Genomic DNA, 14,893 nt, shown 5'->3' on the forward strand with positions numbered 1-14,893 from the left:
GCAGGCGCCACGGGCCGCCCACGGAAGTTCGATTCAACCGGGTGGTGTTGCGGGCCGCTTCGGCTGGCGATGAACCCCCCGTGGCGGGGGCACCGGTCCACTGACTCCCCGCGGGGGGAGCCGGGCGGCAGACAACAGTCGCCTATTCTTCCACAGGCTCGGCCACGGACCGAAATCGGCCCTCGGCCTCGTCCCAGGCCAGGCCGAGCACGCTCAGCGCCTCGCGCTCCTTCTTGGTGAACGCCTCGCGCTGCCAGCGGGCCACCAGGTCGGGCCGGTTGGCGAGGGTGCGGGCGAACGCCTGCTCGCGCCGCCACTGGGCGATCTTCCCGTGGTGGCCGCTGAGCAGGACCTCCGGCACCTCCCGGCCGCGCCACTCGGCGGGCTTGGTGTACACCGGACCCTCCAGCAGGTCGGCCATGGCGCCGGGGGCGAAGGAGTCGTCGCGGTGCGACTCGGCGTTGCCGAGCACGCCGGGCAGTAGCCGGGCGATCGCCTCGACCATCACCAGCACGGCGACCTCGCCACCGGCCAGCACGTAGTCGCCGATGGAGGTCTCGACCACCGGCATCCGGGTCGCGGCCTCCTCGATGACCCGCCGGTCGATGCCCTCGTAGCGGGCGGGTGCGAAGGCCAGCCAGGGGCGGGCGGCGAGGTCCTGGGCGAGCTCCTGGGTGAAGGAGCGCCCGCTGGGGGTGGGCACCACCAGGGTCGGCACCTCGCCCTCGGGCCCGGCGGCCAGGACGGCGTCCAGGGCGGCGCCCCACGGCTCGGGCTTCATCACCATGCCGGGGCCACCGCCGTAGGGCGTGTCGTCCACGGTGCGGTGGACGTCGGTCGTCCACGAGCGCAGGTCGTGCAGGTGCACGTCCAACTGGCCGCGGGCCCGCGCCTTGCCGACCAGGGAGACGTTCAGCGGCTCCAGGTACTCGGGGAAGATCGTGACGACGTCGATCCGCATGTCGCTCACGCGCCACCGCCCTGCTCGCCCGAGCCCGAGCCCGAGCCCGAGTCCGAGTCCGAGTCCGAGTCCGCACCAGCGTCGGCGTCGGCGTCGGCACCCGCACCCGCGTCCGCACCCGCACCCGCACCCGCGCGGGCGGAGGCGACCACCGCGTCGGCCGGGTCGATCAGGCCGGGCGGCGGGGTGATGACGACGCGCTGCTCGTCCAGGTCGATGGTGGGGACGATCTGCTCGACGAACGGGACCAGTACCTCGGTGCCGTCGAGGCGCTCGACGGTCAGCAGGTCCTGGTACGGGAGGTGGACCACCTCGGTGAGCTCGCCGACCCGGGTGCCGTCGGCCAGCACCACGTCCAGGCCGATGAGCTGGTGGTCGTAGTACTCGTCCGGGTCCTCGGGGGTCTCGTCCGGGTCGACCTCGGCGATCAGCATGGTGCCGCGCAGGGCCTCGGCGGCGGTGCGGTCCTTGACCCCGGCGAAGCGCAGCAGCAGGCGCCCGCTGTGCACCCGGCCGCTCTCGACGGTCAGCGGTCCGATGGCGGCGGGGTCGGTGAGGAGGACCGCGCCGGGCCCGAGCCGCAGTTCCGGCTCGTCGGTGCGGACTTCGACGCTGACGTCCCCCCGGATGCCGTGGGCGCGGCCGATCTTGCCGACGACGAGCTGCACGGTGATCGTTCTCCTGAGAGGTGATGGAGCTGGAAGGTACTTGCGGAGGGGGCGGGGCGGAACGGCCGTGGCCCCGGAAACGGGAAGGACCGGCCGGGACGGAAGCGTCCCGGCCGGTCCTGAGACCCGGTGGCCGACCTGCTGGTCGGCGCCCTCGGCGGTCGAGCGGAGGTCAGCGGAGGCTGTCCACGTCGACCAGGTCGACCCGGACGTTGCGGCCGCCCAGGGCGCCGACCACGGTGCGCAGCGCGCGAGCCGTGCGGCCGCCCCGGCCGATCACCTTGCCGAGGTCGTCAGGGTGCACGCGCACCTCGATGGTGTGGCCGCGGCGCAGGTTGCGCGAGCGGACCTGCACCTCGTCGGGGTGCTCGACGATGCCCTTCACCAGGTGGTCGAGGGCTTCCTCGATCATGCTCAGGCCTCGGTGGAAGCGGCCTCGGCCTCGTCAGCCTTGTCCGACTTCTTGGCCTTCGGGGTGATGGCGACACCGGTGGTGGCGTCCTCGAAGCCGGCGACGGCCTTGGCGAACAGGTGCGAGAAGTCCTCGACCTTGGGCTCGGCCACCTTCAGCGGCTCCGGAGCCGGCAGGCCCTTGAACTTCTGCCAGTCGCCGGTGAGCTTGAGGATGGCGAGGACCGGCTCGGTCGGCTGGGCGCCGACGGACAGCCAGTACTGGGCGCGCTCGCTGTCGACCTCGATCTTCGAGGGGTTGTAGGTCGGCTGGTAGAGGCCGATCTCCTCGATCGCGCGACCGTCGCGCTTGGTGCGCGAGTCGGCGACGACGATGCGGTAGTGCGGGGAGCGGATCTTGCCCAGACGCTTCAGCTTGATCTTGACAGCCACGGGTGTGGATTCTCCTGGTTTTGACGTGGGTGAGCAGCGCTCCGCCGCGTGGGGCTGCGGCGCGAGGTGCCGTTCAAGGGACACGCCAGCCTTTGGGAGAGAGGGTCCTGCTGGGCTGCCGAGTACTCAGCCATCAATTGTGCCACACCACGAAGGTCCCCCCGAACCGCGCCCCCGCGCGGTACGGCAGGACCTCCTGGCGTCGTCGGGCGTTCCGCCCCGACGACGGCGGTGCCCACCGGGCGGGCCGCGGGCACCCCGCCCGCGCCCCGGTCAAGCGCCGCCGGACGCCGTCGACCGACGTCCGAACACCGCCGAGCACCGCCGAGCACCGTCGAACACCACCGAGCACCGCCGGACGCCGTCCCGGTCGAGCGCTCGTTCCGGCCGGACGGCGTCCGCGGGCGGGCGCCGATCGGGCCGGGGTCGTACGGAGGGTTCAGGCGATCCTGAACGGCTGCTGGCACGCGCCGCAGACGATCGCGGCCTGCGCCAGCACGGACGGGACGACGCGGACGTTGCGGCCGCAGCCGCAGACCGCCTTGACCCGGACGCCGCCGCCCGAGGAGCCGTGCCGTGCGGCCGGCCCGCGGAAGGCGCGGTGGTTGCCCTCGCCCGCGACGGCGAGCTGGTGCGCCCCGAGCGCGCGGTCGAGGCGCTCGATGGTCTCGGCGTACCGGTCGCGGGTCTCGTGCCCCATCGTGACCTGGGAGAAGCCGCTGCTGGCGTGCGGCTCGACCGGGTGGGCCAGGCCCAGCTCGGAGGCGAGCAGCAGGAAGCGGCGGTTGTGGTAGCGACCGGCCCGCGAGGTGTCGCGGATCTCCCGGGCGGCGGCCAGGCCGTGGGCGGCCTCGTGCAGCAGCCGCTCGAAGTTGAGCTGGGTGCCGCAGGCGGACGAGGATTCGCCGATCAGCGCCTCGGGCGACGCCAGGTCGGGCAGGTCCCGGTGATGGGCCTGGATGTCGCTCCAGGCGGCGGCCAGTTCGGCCGCGAGGACGAGGGGCTGTGTCGTGCTCACGCTGTACCAACGATGGGGAGAGAACCGGTGTTCCGGCGGGCACCCGTGTTCGGGAACTCACAGCGGACTCTCAGGAATGCACTTTCGCGCGCGAATCGCGCGACTCCGGACTGACGCAAGACCAACCCCCTGCACGTGTGGGCCCGGCGGGCTTCGCCGGGCTTCGGCACCCGCCGCGGAGCCCAACATCCCCACGACGGACGGCCCGCGACCTGTCCGAAAATTGACAGGGCCACGGGCCGTATACCGTACCGCTTGCGGAGTACCTCGGGGAGTTGACTGGTCAGTAGTCTCAACTGCCAGCACGCGGACCGGGGTTCCGGATTCCTCCGTGCCCCGGCCCGCGGTTCCGGTCAGTACGCGCGGGCCACCAGCGCGTAGTTGCCGGGCTGGTCGTCGGCGGCCGGAACGGTGCCGTCCGCGGCGACCAGGCAGCGCACCGAGACGCCCTGCTCGGCCAGCTTGGCCTCGCCCTCGGGGCCGAGGTCGGCCCAGGAGATCCGGCCCCAGCCGGTGGCCGCGGCCTCGACGGCCTCGTCGATGCTCTTGACGTCCACGGTGCGGGACTCGCGGCGCTCGCGGGACTCGCGCAGCAGCTGCGCCTGGTCCTCCTCCAGGATGCCGGGGACGGTCGCGGCCAGGGAGTCGACCGAGACCGGCTCCTTGCCCCCGGCGATCCGGCGGACCAGCATCGCGGTGCCGGCCTCCAGGTCGCGCGGGCCGACCTCGATGCGCAGCGGGACGCCCTTGAGCTCCCAGTCGACGGCGCGGCGGCCGAACGGGGTGTCGGTGCGGTCGTCGACCACCACCCGGACGCCCGCCGCCTCCAGCTGGGCGCCGATCTCGCGGACCTTCGCCAGCACCGCGTCCTCGCCCTTGATGGCGAGCACCACGGCCTGCACGGCGGCCAGCCGCGGCGGCACCCGCAGGCCGTTGTCGTCGCCGTGCGACATGATCAGGCCACCGACCATGCGGGTGGAGACGCCCCAGGAGGTCTGCCAGACGTGCTCGCGCTCGGCGCCCTGCAGCTGGTAGGTGGTGTTGAACGCCTTGGCGAAGTTCTGGCCCAGCTCGTGGCTGGTGCCCATCTGCAGCGCCTTGCCGTCGCCCATCATGCCTTCGAGCGTGAGGGTGTTGATGGCGCCGGCGAAGCGCTCCTTGGCGGTCTTGCGGCCGAGCACCACGTCGATGCCGAGGACGTTGGTCATGAAGTCGCCGTAGACGTCCGTGTGGATCCGCGAGGCGTACGCGCGGGCGTCCTCGTAGGTGGCGTGGGCGGTGTGGCCCTCCTGCCAGAGGAACTCGGTGGTGCGCAGGAAGACGCGCGGGCGCAGCTCCCAGCGGACCACGTTGGCCCACTGGTTGATCAGCAGCGGCAGGTCGCGGTGGCTCTGCACCCACTTGGAGAAGTACTCGTTGATGATGGTCTCGGAGGTGGGCCGGACGACGACCGGCTCCTCCAGCTCCTTGCCGCCGCCGTGGGTGACCACCGCGAGCTCGGGGGCGAAGCCCTCGACGTGCTCGGCCTCCTTGGTCAGGTAGGACTGCGGGATGAACATCGGGAAGTAGGCGTTCTGCGCGCCGGCCTTCTTGATCCGCGCGTCCATCTCCTGCTGCATCCGCTCCCACAGGCCGTAGCCGTACGGTCGGATGACCATGGTGCCCCGGACCGGACCGTTGTCGGCCAGCTCTGCCTTGTTGATGAGGTCCTGGTACCAGCGGGGGAAGTCTTCCGCCTGGGGGGTGAGAACGGGTGCCTTAGCCATGGGCCGAATGGTACGGAAAACCGGGGCCGGACCGTGAATCCGTTTCACCGGACGGCCCTGCGGCCACCGCCCGCACCTGCTGCGCCGTCCCAAACCCCCGGGGCCGGACCGGCCGGACTGCACCGCGCCCGCGCACACCCCGGGGCGCACACCCGCGGCGCGCGGATACCTGCTCGCACCCCTCTGGACGGCGGGGGCGGCCCGCTGTTCGCTGGGAGGGGGGCCGGGGGGCAGGGCTGCGGGGGCCGCAGCCGATTCCGAGGACCGATTGGGAGGCCGCGATGGCTTCAGCGCAGGTGACCGGCAGCACCGTGGACCGGGTCCGGACGGACTCCCCGGCGGGGCGCAGCGGTCGGGCGCGGGACTGGGCGGAGATCCAGGAGCGCATGCTCGTCCCCCTCTACCAGGACGTTTACCGGCAGTTGGAGGTCGGCGCGGCCACCAGCCTGCTGGGCGTCGGCTGCCGCTCCGGGCTGGCGCTGCTGCTCGCCGCCGGGCGCGGCGCGCAGGTCGCGGGGGTGGAGGCGGACGGCGGGCTGCGGGAGCTCGCGGCGGCCCGCGGGCTGCAGGTGTCGCCCGGCGGCCGGTCGGCGGAGGTCGCCCGTTCGGCGTCCCCCGTCCCCCGCCCGGCGCACTCCCTGGTGACGGTTTTCGAGCAGCCGCCGACGCCCGCGCTGGTCGCCTGGGCGCTCGCCCGCACGCTGCCCGGCGGGCAGCTGGTGATGGCCGCGTGGGGACCGGCGGAGCGCTGCGAGAGCGCCGCCGTGCTGGAGGTCGCCCGGCGGCACGCCCCGCTCGGCGCGCCGGACCCGTTCGCGGCCTCCCGCCCCGGCGCGCTGGAGTCGCTGCTGGCCTCGGCCGGGGCGCGCCCGTCCGGGAGCGGCCGGGTGGACTGCCCGTTCGCCTACGCGGGGCTGGACTCGGCGGTCCGCGGCCTGCTCTCGACCGGCCTGTTCGACCGGGCCGAGGAGGCGGCGGGCGCGGCGCTGGTGGCGAAGGAGCTGGAGGAGGTGCTGCACCCGTACCTGCGGCCGGACGGCTCGGTGCGGATGGCGAACGAGTTCCGCTGGGCCGCGGGCACCCGGCCCCGCGCCTGAGGGGGGCTCAGGAGCGGCTGAGCCCGGCGGCGGCGTACGCGGCGTCCTCGTCCAGGGTCTCGGCCTCCAGCAGGGCGGCGGCCAGCGCGTCGAGCCGGTCGCGGTGCCGGTGCAGCAGGGCGACGGCCTCCTCCCAGCACTCGGCGACGATCCGGCGGGCCTCCTCGTCGACCGCGTCCAGCGTGGTGGGGGCGGCGGCCAGGCCGTACGGGGACTGGCTGTCGTTGGGGACGGCGGTGACCCGGCCGACCCGTTCGCTCATGCCCCAGCGCCCGGCCATCGAGCGGGCGATGGTGGTGAGCTGTTCGAGGTCGCTCTCGGCGCCGGTGGTGACCACCCCGTAGACCACCTGCTCGGCGGCCATCCCGCCGAGCGCGCCGATGATCCGGCCGCGCAGGTAGGGCTCGGTGTAGGAGTAGCGGTCGGTGTCGGGGGTGGAGAGGGTGACGCCGAGGGCGCGGCCGCGCGGCACGATGGTGATCTTGCGGACCGGGTCGGCGCCGGGCTGGAGCATGCCGAGCAGGGCGTGCCCGGACTCGTGGAAGGCGGTCCGTTCGCGTTCCTGCTGGGGCATCACCAGCGGGCGCACCGCCCCGAGCTGGACCTTCTCCAGGGCCTCGGAGAGGTTCTCCTGGTCGACCGCCTCCTGCTGGCGCTTGACGGCGAGCAGCGCGGCCTCGTTGACCAGGTTGGCCAGGTCGGCGCCGGTCATGCCGGGGGTGGTGCGGGCGACGGCGTCCAGGTCGGTGCCCTCGGCGAGCGGCACCTGGCGGGTGTGGATCCGCAGGATCTGCTCGCGGCCGGCCCGGTCGGGCGGGCTGACGGTGATCCGGCGGTCGAACCGGCCGGGGCGCAGCAGCGCCGGGTCGAGGATCTCGGCGCGGTTGGTCGCGGCGATCACGATCACGCCCTCGGAGCCGGAGAACCCGTCCATCTCGGTGAGGATCTGGTTGAGGGTCTGCTCGCGCTCGTCGTGGCCGCCCATGCCGCCACCGCCGCCGCGCTGGCGCCCGATGGTGTCGATCTCGTCGATGAACACGATCGCCGGGGCGACCTTGCGGGCCTCGGAGAACAGTTCGCGGACCCGGCTGGCGCCGACACCGACGATCATCTCGATGAACTCGGACGCCGAGGCGGAGAAGAACGGCACGTCCGCCTCCCCCGCGACGGCCCGGGCCAGCAGCGTCTTGCCGGTGCCGGGCGGGCCGGTGAGCAGCACGCCGCGCGGCATCTTCGCGCCGAGCCTCCGGTACGCCTGGGGGTTCTTCAGGAAGTCGACCACCTCGCTGAGCTCGGCCTCGACCTCGTCGATGCCCGCCACGTCCTGGAAGGTGGTGCGCTTGCCCTGGCTGGTGTCCACCGGCTTGGGCGGGGCCTTGCGGCCGAGCGCGCCGCCGCCGATCCCGCCGGACATCCGGCGGGCGATCAGCACCCACACCCCGATCAGCAGCAGCATCGGCGCCAGCGAGATCAGCAGGTTCGCCAGGAAGCTGCGCTGCTGCACCACCGGACGGGCCGTCACCTCGACGTTCTGCGCCTGCAGGGTGCCCCAGATGTTGTCGTTGGCGAAGGCCGGGCGCTGGGTGGTGAACTCCGTGTAGTCGCCCTTGCCGCCGTCCGGCTTGGGCTGCTTCTCCTTGAGCGTGCCCTCGATGGCGTCGCCCTTGGAGTAGATCTTGGTGACGTTCCCGCCGTTGAGCTGCTTGTTGAACTCGGTGTACGAGATCGTGGTCGAGCCGCCGTTGCCGAAGAAGCTCAGCAGCAGGTCGGACAGCAGGAACACCACCAGCGCGGTGAGGACCAGGCCCGTCCAGCCGCCCGGCATCCTCTTCCTCGGCGGCGGCGGGGGCGGTGCCCCCTCGGACCGCCAGGGCTGGTCGGGGGTCTGGCGCGGCGGCACGGGGTTGCTCACCCGTCGGACGATACGGACGTCGTACGCGTCGGACGGCGCGCAACGCCGCGGCGCGACCGCAGCGCCGCCGGGTCAGCGCACCGGCGTCGGCCACTCCTCCGCGGTCAGCGCGAACCGCTCGTGGTCGCGCCAGGCGCCCTGCAGGAACAGCATCCGCGGTGTGAACCCCTCGTGCCGGAAGCCCAGGCGGCGCGCCATCGCGATCGACCGCTCGTTGTCCGGCTGCACGTTGATCTCCAGCCGGTGCAGCCCCAGCCCGCCCCGCTCCGACGGCGTGAAGCAGCGCTCCACCACCAGCCGCATGCCCTCCGACATCCGGCCCGTCCCGACGAACGGCTCGTACGAGTCGTAGCCCAGCACGCCGTTGCAGAACCGCGCCATCACGATGTTCGCCACGTTGCACTTGCCGACCAGGCCGCCGGTCTCGACGTCGACGATCAGGAACGTGCGCAGGCCCGCGCCCTGACGGCTCAGCAGGTCCGGCATGCCGTCGGGCTCGACGGGGTTCCACCGCCCGATGTGCGCGGCGGAGCGCCGCACCGCCTCGGCGTAGGGGACGACGTCATCGGGGCGGGGGGCTCGGATCGTCACGCGCATACGGGACATCATGGCGCAACCCGGCGCGAAAGCGGGGGCGCGGGGGCCGTGCGGGCTCTCCTGCTCGCACGGCCCCCGCCCGTCCGCCTACAGCAGGTCCTTGAACTCCTTGGGGAGGTCGAAGTCGGTCGGCCCCTTGCCCGGCTGGAGGCCGAACGCCCCGCCGGGCTGGGCGCCCTGGCCGGGGCCGAGGGCCTTGCGCTCGGCGGCGGCCGCCTCCTCCTGGGCGCGCTTGAGCGGGTTGCCGCTCTTGCGCTTGCCCTTGGCGACCGGCGCCTTCTTGGCGGAGCGCTTGCCGCCGCCGCCCATCCCGGGGATGCCGGGCATGCCCGGGATGCCCTTGCCGGAGGCCATCGCGGACATCATCTTGCGGGCCTCGAAGAAGCGCTCGACCAGGCTGGAGACCTCGCCGACCTGGACGCCGGAGCCCTTGGCGATGCGCAGTCGGCGCGAGCCGTTGATGAGCTTGGGGTCGGAGCGCTCGGCCGGGGTCATCGACTTGATGATCGCGCCGACCCGGTTGACGTCCTTGTCGTCCAGGTTGTTGATCTGGTCGCGGATCTGGCCCATGCCGGGCAGCATGCCGAGCAGCTTGGAGATCGAGCCCATCTTCTGGACCTGCTCCAGCTGCGACAGGAAGTCGTCGAGCGTGAAGTCCTTGCCGCCGCCCTGGAGCTTGGCGGCCATCTTCTCGGCCTCGGCCTGGGAGAAGGTCTGCTCGGCCTTCTCGATCAGGGAGAGGACGTCGCCCATGCCGAGGATGCGCGAGGCCATCCGGTCGGGGTGGAAGGCGTCGAAGTCGTCGACCTTCTCGCCGTTGGAGGCGAACATGATCTGGCGGCCGGTGACGTGGGCGACCGAGAGCGCGGCACCGCCGCGCGCGTCGCCGTCGAGCTTGGAGAGCACGACGCCGGTGAAGTCGACGCCCTCCAGGAAGGCCTGGGCGGTGGTGACCGCGTCCTGGCCGACCATGGCGTCGACCACGAACAGGACCTCGTCCGGGTCGATCGCGGCCCGGATGTCGGCGGCCTGCTGCATCAGTTCGGCGTCGATGCCGAGGCGGCCGGCGGTGTCGACGATGACGACGTCGTACTGCTTCTGCTTGGCGTACTCGATGGAGTCGCGGGCGACCTGCACCGGGTCGCCGACGCCGTTGCCGGGCTGCGGGCCGTAGAAGGCGACGCCGGCCCGCTCCGCGACGACGCCGAGCTGGGTGACGGCGTTGGGGCGCTGGAGGTCGCAGGCGACCAGCAGCGGGGTGTGCTTCTGGGTCCTGAGCCAGTGGCCGAGCTTTCCGGCCAGGGTGGTCTTGCCCGCGCCCTGGAGGCCGGCCAGCATGATCACGGTCGGGCCGGTCTTGGCGTACCGCAGGCGGCGGGTCTCGCCGCCGAGGATGCTGATCAGCTCCTCGTTGACGATCTTGATGATCTGCTGGGCCGGGTTCAGCGCGCCGGAGACCTCGGAGCCGAGGGCCCGGTCCTTGACCTGCTTGATGAAGGCGCGGACCACGGGGAGCGCGACGTCCGCCTCCAGCAGGGCGATCCGGATCTCGCGCGCGGTGGCGTCGATGTCCGCCTCGCTGAGACGGCCCTTGCCCCGGAGGTTCTTGAACGTCGCTGCGAGGCGGTCGGAGAGAGTGTCGAACACGTCGGTCGCGGGTCCCTTGCGGCATCGAGTACGGGTAACTGTCGTCGCCCCAAGGGTAGCCGCACCCCGGCGAGTGGTCTGCGCCCCTGCGGGAACCGCGGGTCAGTGCGCCTCCAGGGCGGCCCGGACGGCCCGCGCGACCTCCTCGGCGCGGGCCGGTTCCAGCGGGCCGCCGTCGGTGGAGGTGAGGTAGAAGGCGTCGACGGCCTCCGCGCCGAGGGTGGAGACGTGCGCGGTGCGGACCCGCACCCCGGCGGTGTCCAGGGCGCGGCCGATCCGGTGCAGCAGGCCGGGCGCGTCGTGCGCGCGGACCTCCAGCACGGTGGCGGACCGCGAGGCGTGCGGGGCGACGGTGACCACCGGCGGCGGGGTGCTGATGCCGCGGCGGCGCGGCGCGGCGGCGTCGCGCTCGGCGAGCTTGCGGGCGACGTCCAGCGAGCCGTCCAGGGCGCGGCGCAGGTCGGCGCGGAGCCGGGCGGCCTCGGGCAGGTCGCCGTACTCGGCGGCGACCGTCCAGGACAGCAGCAGGACGGGCCCGGCGCCGACCGGGTCGAGCTCGCGCAGGCCCGCCTTGCGGACGGCGAGCCGGTGCACGGCCAGCACGCCCGCGACGGTGCCGAGCAGGCCGGGGCGGTCCGGGATGGCCAGGGTCAGTTCGACGCCCATCGGCTCGGCGCCGCCGTCCGGCGCGGGCTCGGCGTGCGCGGTGAGGGCGAGCGCGGGGCCGCCGGTGCGGGCGGCCTCGACGGCGAGCCGCTCCTGGTCGGCGGTGACCTCGGGGTCGGTGGCGGGCGGGCCGCTCTGCCCGGCCAGCCGGGCGGCGGTGCGCTCGACCAGGGTGGCGACCAGCGAGGCCCGCCAGCTGGACCAGGCGGCGGGACCGGTGGCGGTGGCGTCGGCCTCGGTGAGGGCGTGCAGCAGCTCCAGGTGGGCCTGGGTGCCGACGGTCTTGGCGATCAGGTCGGCGGTGGCGGGGTCGTCGGGGTCGCGCCGGGTCGCGGTGTCCACCAGCGTCAGGTGGTGGCGCACCAGCAGCGCCAGGGTGTCGGTGTCGCGCTTGCCGAATCCCATCCGGGCGGCGACGTCGCGGACGATCACCTCCCCGGCCTCGGAGTGGTCCCCGGGCCAGCCCTTGCCGAGGTCGTGCAGCAGCGCGGCGACCAGCAGCAGGTCGGGACGGGCGGTGCGGCGGGTCATCGCGGCGGCCCGGACGGCGGTCTCGATCAGGTGCCGGTCGACGGTCCAGCGGTGCACGGCGTTGCGCTGCGGACGGCAGCGGACCCGCTCCCAGTCGGGCAGCATCCGGCTGATCAGGCCCTCCGCCTCCAGCGCCTCCCAGACCGGCAGGCAGGCCTCGCCCGCGCCGAGCAGGGTGACCAGCTGCTCGCGGGCCTCGTCCGGCCAGGGCACCGGCAGCGGCCTGGTCTCGGCGGCCAGCCGCCGCACGGTGGCGTAGCCGACGGTCAGCCCGGCCTGGGCGGCCGCGGCGGCGGCGCGCAGCGGCAGCACCGGGTCGGTGGCGGGCCGGGCGGCCTGGGCGAGCACGGCCTCGCCGTCCTGCTCGACCACGCCCTCGGCGAGCGGGCGGCGCTCGGGCCCGGCGGGGCCGACCTGGGTGCGCCGGGCGCCGTTGAACGGAAAGCCGAACCGGACGGCGCGGCGCGGCACCGGGCTGCGGCGGGCGGTCAGCACCCGGTCGACGGCGCGCCAGGTGACGTCCGAGGCGTACGCGACGGTGCGGGCGGCCTGGTAGACCTGGCGCAGCAGGGTGTCGGCGTCGAGCACGCCGAGGCGTTCGGCGACCTGGTCCTGGTCCTGCAGGGAGAGCCGTTCGGTGGCCCGGCCGGTGGACAGGTGCAGCGCGTCGCGGACGTCGGCCAGGGTGCGGGCGGCGGCGTCCAGGCCGTCGCGGGGGGCGTCGGCGATCCAGGTCGCGGCGACGGCGTTCAGCGCGACCAGGTCGCGCAGGCCGCCGCGGGCCTCCTTGAGGTCGGGTTCGAGCAGGAAGGACAGCTCGCCGTGGCGCTCGGCCCGGGCCCGGCCGAGCTCCTGGAGCTCGGGCAGCCGCTCGGGGGCGGCGGCCCGCCAGTCGGCGAGGACGGCGGAGCGCAGGTCGGCGGTGAGCTGCGGGTCGCCCGCCAGGTGGCGGGCGTCGAGCAGGCCGAGCTGGGCCTTGAGGTCCTCGGCGGCGACCTTGCGGGCCTCGCCGGGGGTGCGGACGGCGTGGTCGAGGGCGACCCCGCTGTCCCAGACCGGGTACCAGATCCGTTCGGCGAGGTCGGCGGCGAGCGGGCCCTCGTGCAGCAGCAGCACGTCCAGGTCGCTGCGCGGGGAGAGCTCGGCCCGGCCGTAGCCGCCGACGGCGACCAGGGCGGTGCGGGCGGGGGCCCCGGCCGTCCGGTAGAGGCCGGCCAGCCAGTCGTCGGTGAGCCGGGCCAGGGCGGCGCGCCGCTGCGGGCCGACCGCGCCGGGATCGGCCAGCAGGCGGGCGCGTTCGGCCGGGTAGCCGTACTCGGCGGGGTCGGTGCTGCTCACGTCTGCTCCCGGTGCGTGCTGGTGCCGGATACGCCTTCGGCGGACCTGCCGCGTGGGCAGGTCCGCCAGGAGGGTCCTCAGCGGTGGGTCAGAGGGCGTCGGGGCCGCGTTCGCCGGTGCGGACCCGGACGGCGGTCTCGACCGGGATCGACCAGACCTTGCCGTCGCCGATCTTGCCGGTGCGGGCGGCCTTGACGACCACGTCGATCAGCTGCTCGGCGTCCTCGTCGTCGACCAGTATCTCGATCCGGACCTTCGGCACCAGGTCGACGGTGTACTCGGCGCCGCGGTAGACCTCGGTGTGGCCGCGCTGCCGGCCGTACCCGCTGGCCTCGGTGACGGTCAGGCCGTGCACCCCGAAGGCCTGCAGGGCGTCCTTGACCTCGTCCAGGCGGTGCGGCTTGATGACCGCGGTGATCAGCTTCATCGGGCGTCGACCTCGGTCTTCTCGGCGCTGGCGGGGACGGCGGGGGTGGCCACGGTGCGGGCGAGGCTGGCGCCGACGGCGGTGAAGTCGTAGGCGGACTCGGCGTGCTCGGCCTGGTCGATGCCGGACACCTCGACGTCCTCGGAGACCCGGAAGCCGATGGTCTTCTGGATCGCCTGGCCCAGCAGCCAGGAGAGCACGAAGGAGTAGACCAGGACCACGACCACGCCGAGCGCCTGCTTGCCGAGCTGCCCCAGGCCGCCGCCGTAGAACAGGCCGGACGCGGTCTGGCCGACGTGGCCGGTGGCGAAGAAGCCGATCAGCAGCGAGCCGACGATGCCGCCGACCAGGTGGACGCCGACCACGTCGAGCGAGTCGTCGAAGCCGAACTTGTACTTCAGGCTGATCGCCGCGGCGCACAGCGCACCGGCGATCAGGCCGATCGCGATCGAGCCGAGCGGGGAGACCGAGCCGCAGGCCGGGGTGATGGCGACCAGGCCGGCCACCGCGCCGGAGGCGGCGCCGAGGGTGGTGAACGCGCCGTGCCGGATCTTCTCGTAGGCCAGCCAGCCGAGGACGGCGGCGGCGGTGGCGACCTGGGTGTTGACGAAGGCCATGCCCGCCACGCCGTTGGCGGCCAGCGCCGAGCCCGCGTTGAAGCCGAACCAGCCGAACCAGAGCAGGCCGGAGCCGAGCATCACCAGCGGCAGGCTGTGCGGGCGCATCGGGTCCTTCTTGAAGCCGATCCGCTTGCCCAGCACCAGGGCCAGCGCCAGGCCCGCCGCACCGGCGTTGATGTGCACCGCGGTGCCGCCCGCGAAGTCGATCACGCCGTTGCGGTCACCGAGCCAGCCGCCGTTGCCGCCGTCGAAGAAGAACACCCAGTGCGCGACCGGGAAGTACACGACGGTCACCCAGAGCGCCACGAACAGGCTCCAGGCCGCGAACTTCGCCCGGTCCGCGATGGCGCCGCTGATCAGCGCCGGGGTGATGATCGCGAACATCAGCTGGAAGGCCGCGAAGCCGGTCACCGGGATCGTCCCGGTCAGCGCGTTCAGGTCGATGCCGCGCATGCCCAGGTAGTCGAGGTTGCCGATCAGACCCGCCCCGGCGTCCGGCCCGAAGGCCAGCGTGTAGCCGTACAGGACCCAGAGCACGGTGACGATGGCCAGTGAGATGAAGCTCATCACCAGCATGTTGAGGGTGCTCTTGACCCTGACCATGCCTCCGTAGAAGAAGGCCAGACCCGGGGTCATCAACATGACCAGGGCCGCACAGATGAACACAAAGGCGGTATCGCCCGCGCTGAAGCCGTCCGGCATCGGCGTCTCCTCCGAAATGAGAGCCGCACCACGCCCGGGATACCTGTCCCGTGCCATCCCGGCGTGTCGGCGATGAGAGGAGAGTGCCGAAGGCGGGTTT

13 protein-coding genes are annotated in these 14,893 nt (G+C 73.6%); 1 reads left to right on the forward strand and 12 read right to left on the reverse strand.

Annotated features, from left to right (window positions below):
• Positions 1 to 142: 142 nt before the first annotated feature.
• The 6 genes from trmD to proS form a co-directional block, all read right to left on the reverse strand.
• The gene (gene trmD, locus QSK52_RS32280; RefSeq protein WP_285739833.1) at positions 143 to 961 is read right to left on the reverse strand and encodes a tRNA (guanosine(37)-N1)-methyltransferase TrmD; all 819 of its coding nucleotides are present in this window, start codon (positions 959 to 961) and stop codon (positions 143 to 145) included.
• A gap of 5 nt (positions 962 to 966) precedes the next feature.
• Positions 967 to 1,629, reverse strand: a complete 663-nt coding sequence (gene rimM / locus QSK52_RS32285) for a ribosome maturation factor RimM (protein WP_285739786.1) — start codon at positions 1,627 to 1,629, stop codon at positions 967 to 969.
• 172 nt (positions 1,630 to 1,801) lie between these two features.
• Positions 1,802 to 2,041, reverse strand: coding sequence for an RNA-binding protein (locus QSK52_RS32290; RefSeq protein ID WP_014138265.1), 240 nt, complete (start codon positions 2,039 to 2,041; stop codon positions 1,802 to 1,804).
• Between the two features lie 2 nt (positions 2,042 to 2,043).
• Positions 2,044 to 2,472 carry a 30S ribosomal protein S16 gene (gene rpsP, locus QSK52_RS32295; protein ID WP_285739787.1) on the reverse strand — a complete coding sequence of 143 codons (429 nt, stop codon included), beginning with the start codon at positions 2,470 to 2,472 and terminating at the stop codon, positions 2,044 to 2,046.
• Between the two features lie 439 nt (positions 2,473 to 2,911).
• Positions 2,912 to 3,490 carry a hypothetical protein gene (locus QSK52_RS32300; protein WP_285739788.1) on the reverse strand — a complete coding sequence of 193 codons (579 nt, stop codon included), beginning with the start codon at positions 3,488 to 3,490 and terminating at the stop codon, positions 2,912 to 2,914.
• A 353-nt stretch (positions 3,491 to 3,843) separates the two neighbouring features.
• A complete protein-coding gene (gene proS, locus QSK52_RS32305; RefSeq protein WP_285739789.1) occupies positions 3,844 to 5,256 on the reverse strand; it encodes a proline--tRNA ligase in 1,413 nt (470 codons plus the stop codon).
• 281 nt (positions 5,257 to 5,537) lie between these two features.
• On the opposite strand from proS, the gene QSK52_RS32310 reads away from it, so the two are divergent.
• On the forward strand, positions 5,538 to 6,353 hold the full coding sequence (locus tag QSK52_RS32310) for an SAM-dependent methyltransferase (RefSeq protein ID WP_285739790.1): 816 nt from the start codon (positions 5,538 to 5,540) through the stop codon (positions 6,351 to 6,353).
• A 7-nt stretch (positions 6,354 to 6,360) separates the two neighbouring features.
• Here the strand turns inward: QSK52_RS32310 and ftsH are convergent, their stop codons facing one another.
• The 6 genes from ftsH to QSK52_RS32340 all read right to left on the reverse strand — a co-directional run bounded on the left by ftsH (position 6,361) and on the right by QSK52_RS32340 (position 14,793).
• Positions 6,361 to 8,265 carry an ATP-dependent zinc metalloprotease FtsH gene (gene ftsH, locus QSK52_RS32315; RefSeq protein WP_285739791.1) on the reverse strand — a complete coding sequence of 635 codons (1,905 nt, stop codon included), beginning with the start codon at positions 8,263 to 8,265 and terminating at the stop codon, positions 6,361 to 6,363.
• 72 nt (positions 8,266 to 8,337) lie between these two features.
• Entirely contained in the window at positions 8,338 to 8,862 is a 525-nt protein-coding gene (locus QSK52_RS32320; RefSeq protein ID WP_285739792.1) for a GNAT family N-acetyltransferase, read from the reverse strand.
• Positions 8,863 to 8,949: 87 nt separating this feature from the next.
• Positions 8,950 to 10,509, reverse strand: a complete 1,560-nt coding sequence (ffh, locus tag QSK52_RS32325; RefSeq protein ID WP_285739793.1) for a signal recognition particle protein — start codon at positions 10,507 to 10,509, stop codon at positions 8,950 to 8,952.
• Between the two features lie 102 nt (positions 10,510 to 10,611).
• Positions 10,612 to 13,044, reverse strand: a complete 2,433-nt coding sequence (locus tag QSK52_RS32330) for a [protein-PII] uridylyltransferase (protein WP_285739794.1) — start codon at positions 13,042 to 13,044, stop codon at positions 10,612 to 10,614.
• Between the two features lie 88 nt (positions 13,045 to 13,132).
• Complete coding sequence (locus QSK52_RS32335) at positions 13,133 to 13,471, reverse strand: P-II family nitrogen regulator (RefSeq protein WP_176190170.1); 339 nt, start codon at positions 13,469 to 13,471, stop codon at positions 13,133 to 13,135.
• Positions 13,468 to 14,793, reverse strand: a complete 1,326-nt coding sequence (locus QSK52_RS32340) for an ammonium transporter (RefSeq protein WP_285739795.1) — start codon at positions 14,791 to 14,793, stop codon at positions 13,468 to 13,470. The genes QSK52_RS32335 and QSK52_RS32340 overlap by 4 nt, the downstream gene beginning before the upstream one ends.
• Positions 14,794 to 14,893: the final 100 nt, after the last annotated feature.

It is taken from the genome of Kitasatospora phosalacinea, assembly GCF_030268885.1.
In the GTDB taxonomy this organism is placed as follows: domain Bacteria; phylum Actinomycetota; class Actinomycetes; order Streptomycetales; family Streptomycetaceae; genus Kitasatospora; species Kitasatospora phosalacinea_C.

What these genes read in the sequence shown, in the direction of transcription:
- trmD (WP_285739833.1), bottom strand. Translation starts at nt 961, where the DNA reads ATGCGGATCGACGTCGTCACGATCTTCCCCGAGTACCTGGAGCCGCTG.
- QSK52_RS32290 (WP_014138265.1), bottom strand. Translation starts at nt 2,041, where the DNA reads ATGATCGAGGAAGCCCTCGACCACCTGGTGAAGGGCATCGTCGAGCAC.
- proS (WP_285739789.1), bottom strand. Translation starts at nt 5,256, where the DNA reads ATGGCTAAGGCACCCGTTCTCACCCCCCAGGCGGAAGACTTCCCCCGC.
- QSK52_RS32310 (WP_285739790.1), top strand. Translation starts at nt 5,538, where the DNA reads ATGGCTTCAGCGCAGGTGACCGGCAGCACCGTGGACCGGGTCCGGACG.
- QSK52_RS32320 (WP_285739792.1), bottom strand. Translation starts at nt 8,862, where the DNA reads ATGCGCGTGACGATCCGAGCCCCCCGCCCCGATGACGTCGTCCCCTAC.
- QSK52_RS32335 (WP_176190170.1), bottom strand. Translation starts at nt 13,471, where the DNA reads ATGAAGCTGATCACCGCGGTCATCAAGCCGCACCGCCTGGACGAGGTC.
- QSK52_RS32340 (WP_285739795.1), bottom strand. Translation starts at nt 14,793, where the DNA reads ATGCCGGACGGCTTCAGCGCGGGCGATACCGCCTTTGTGTTCATCTGT.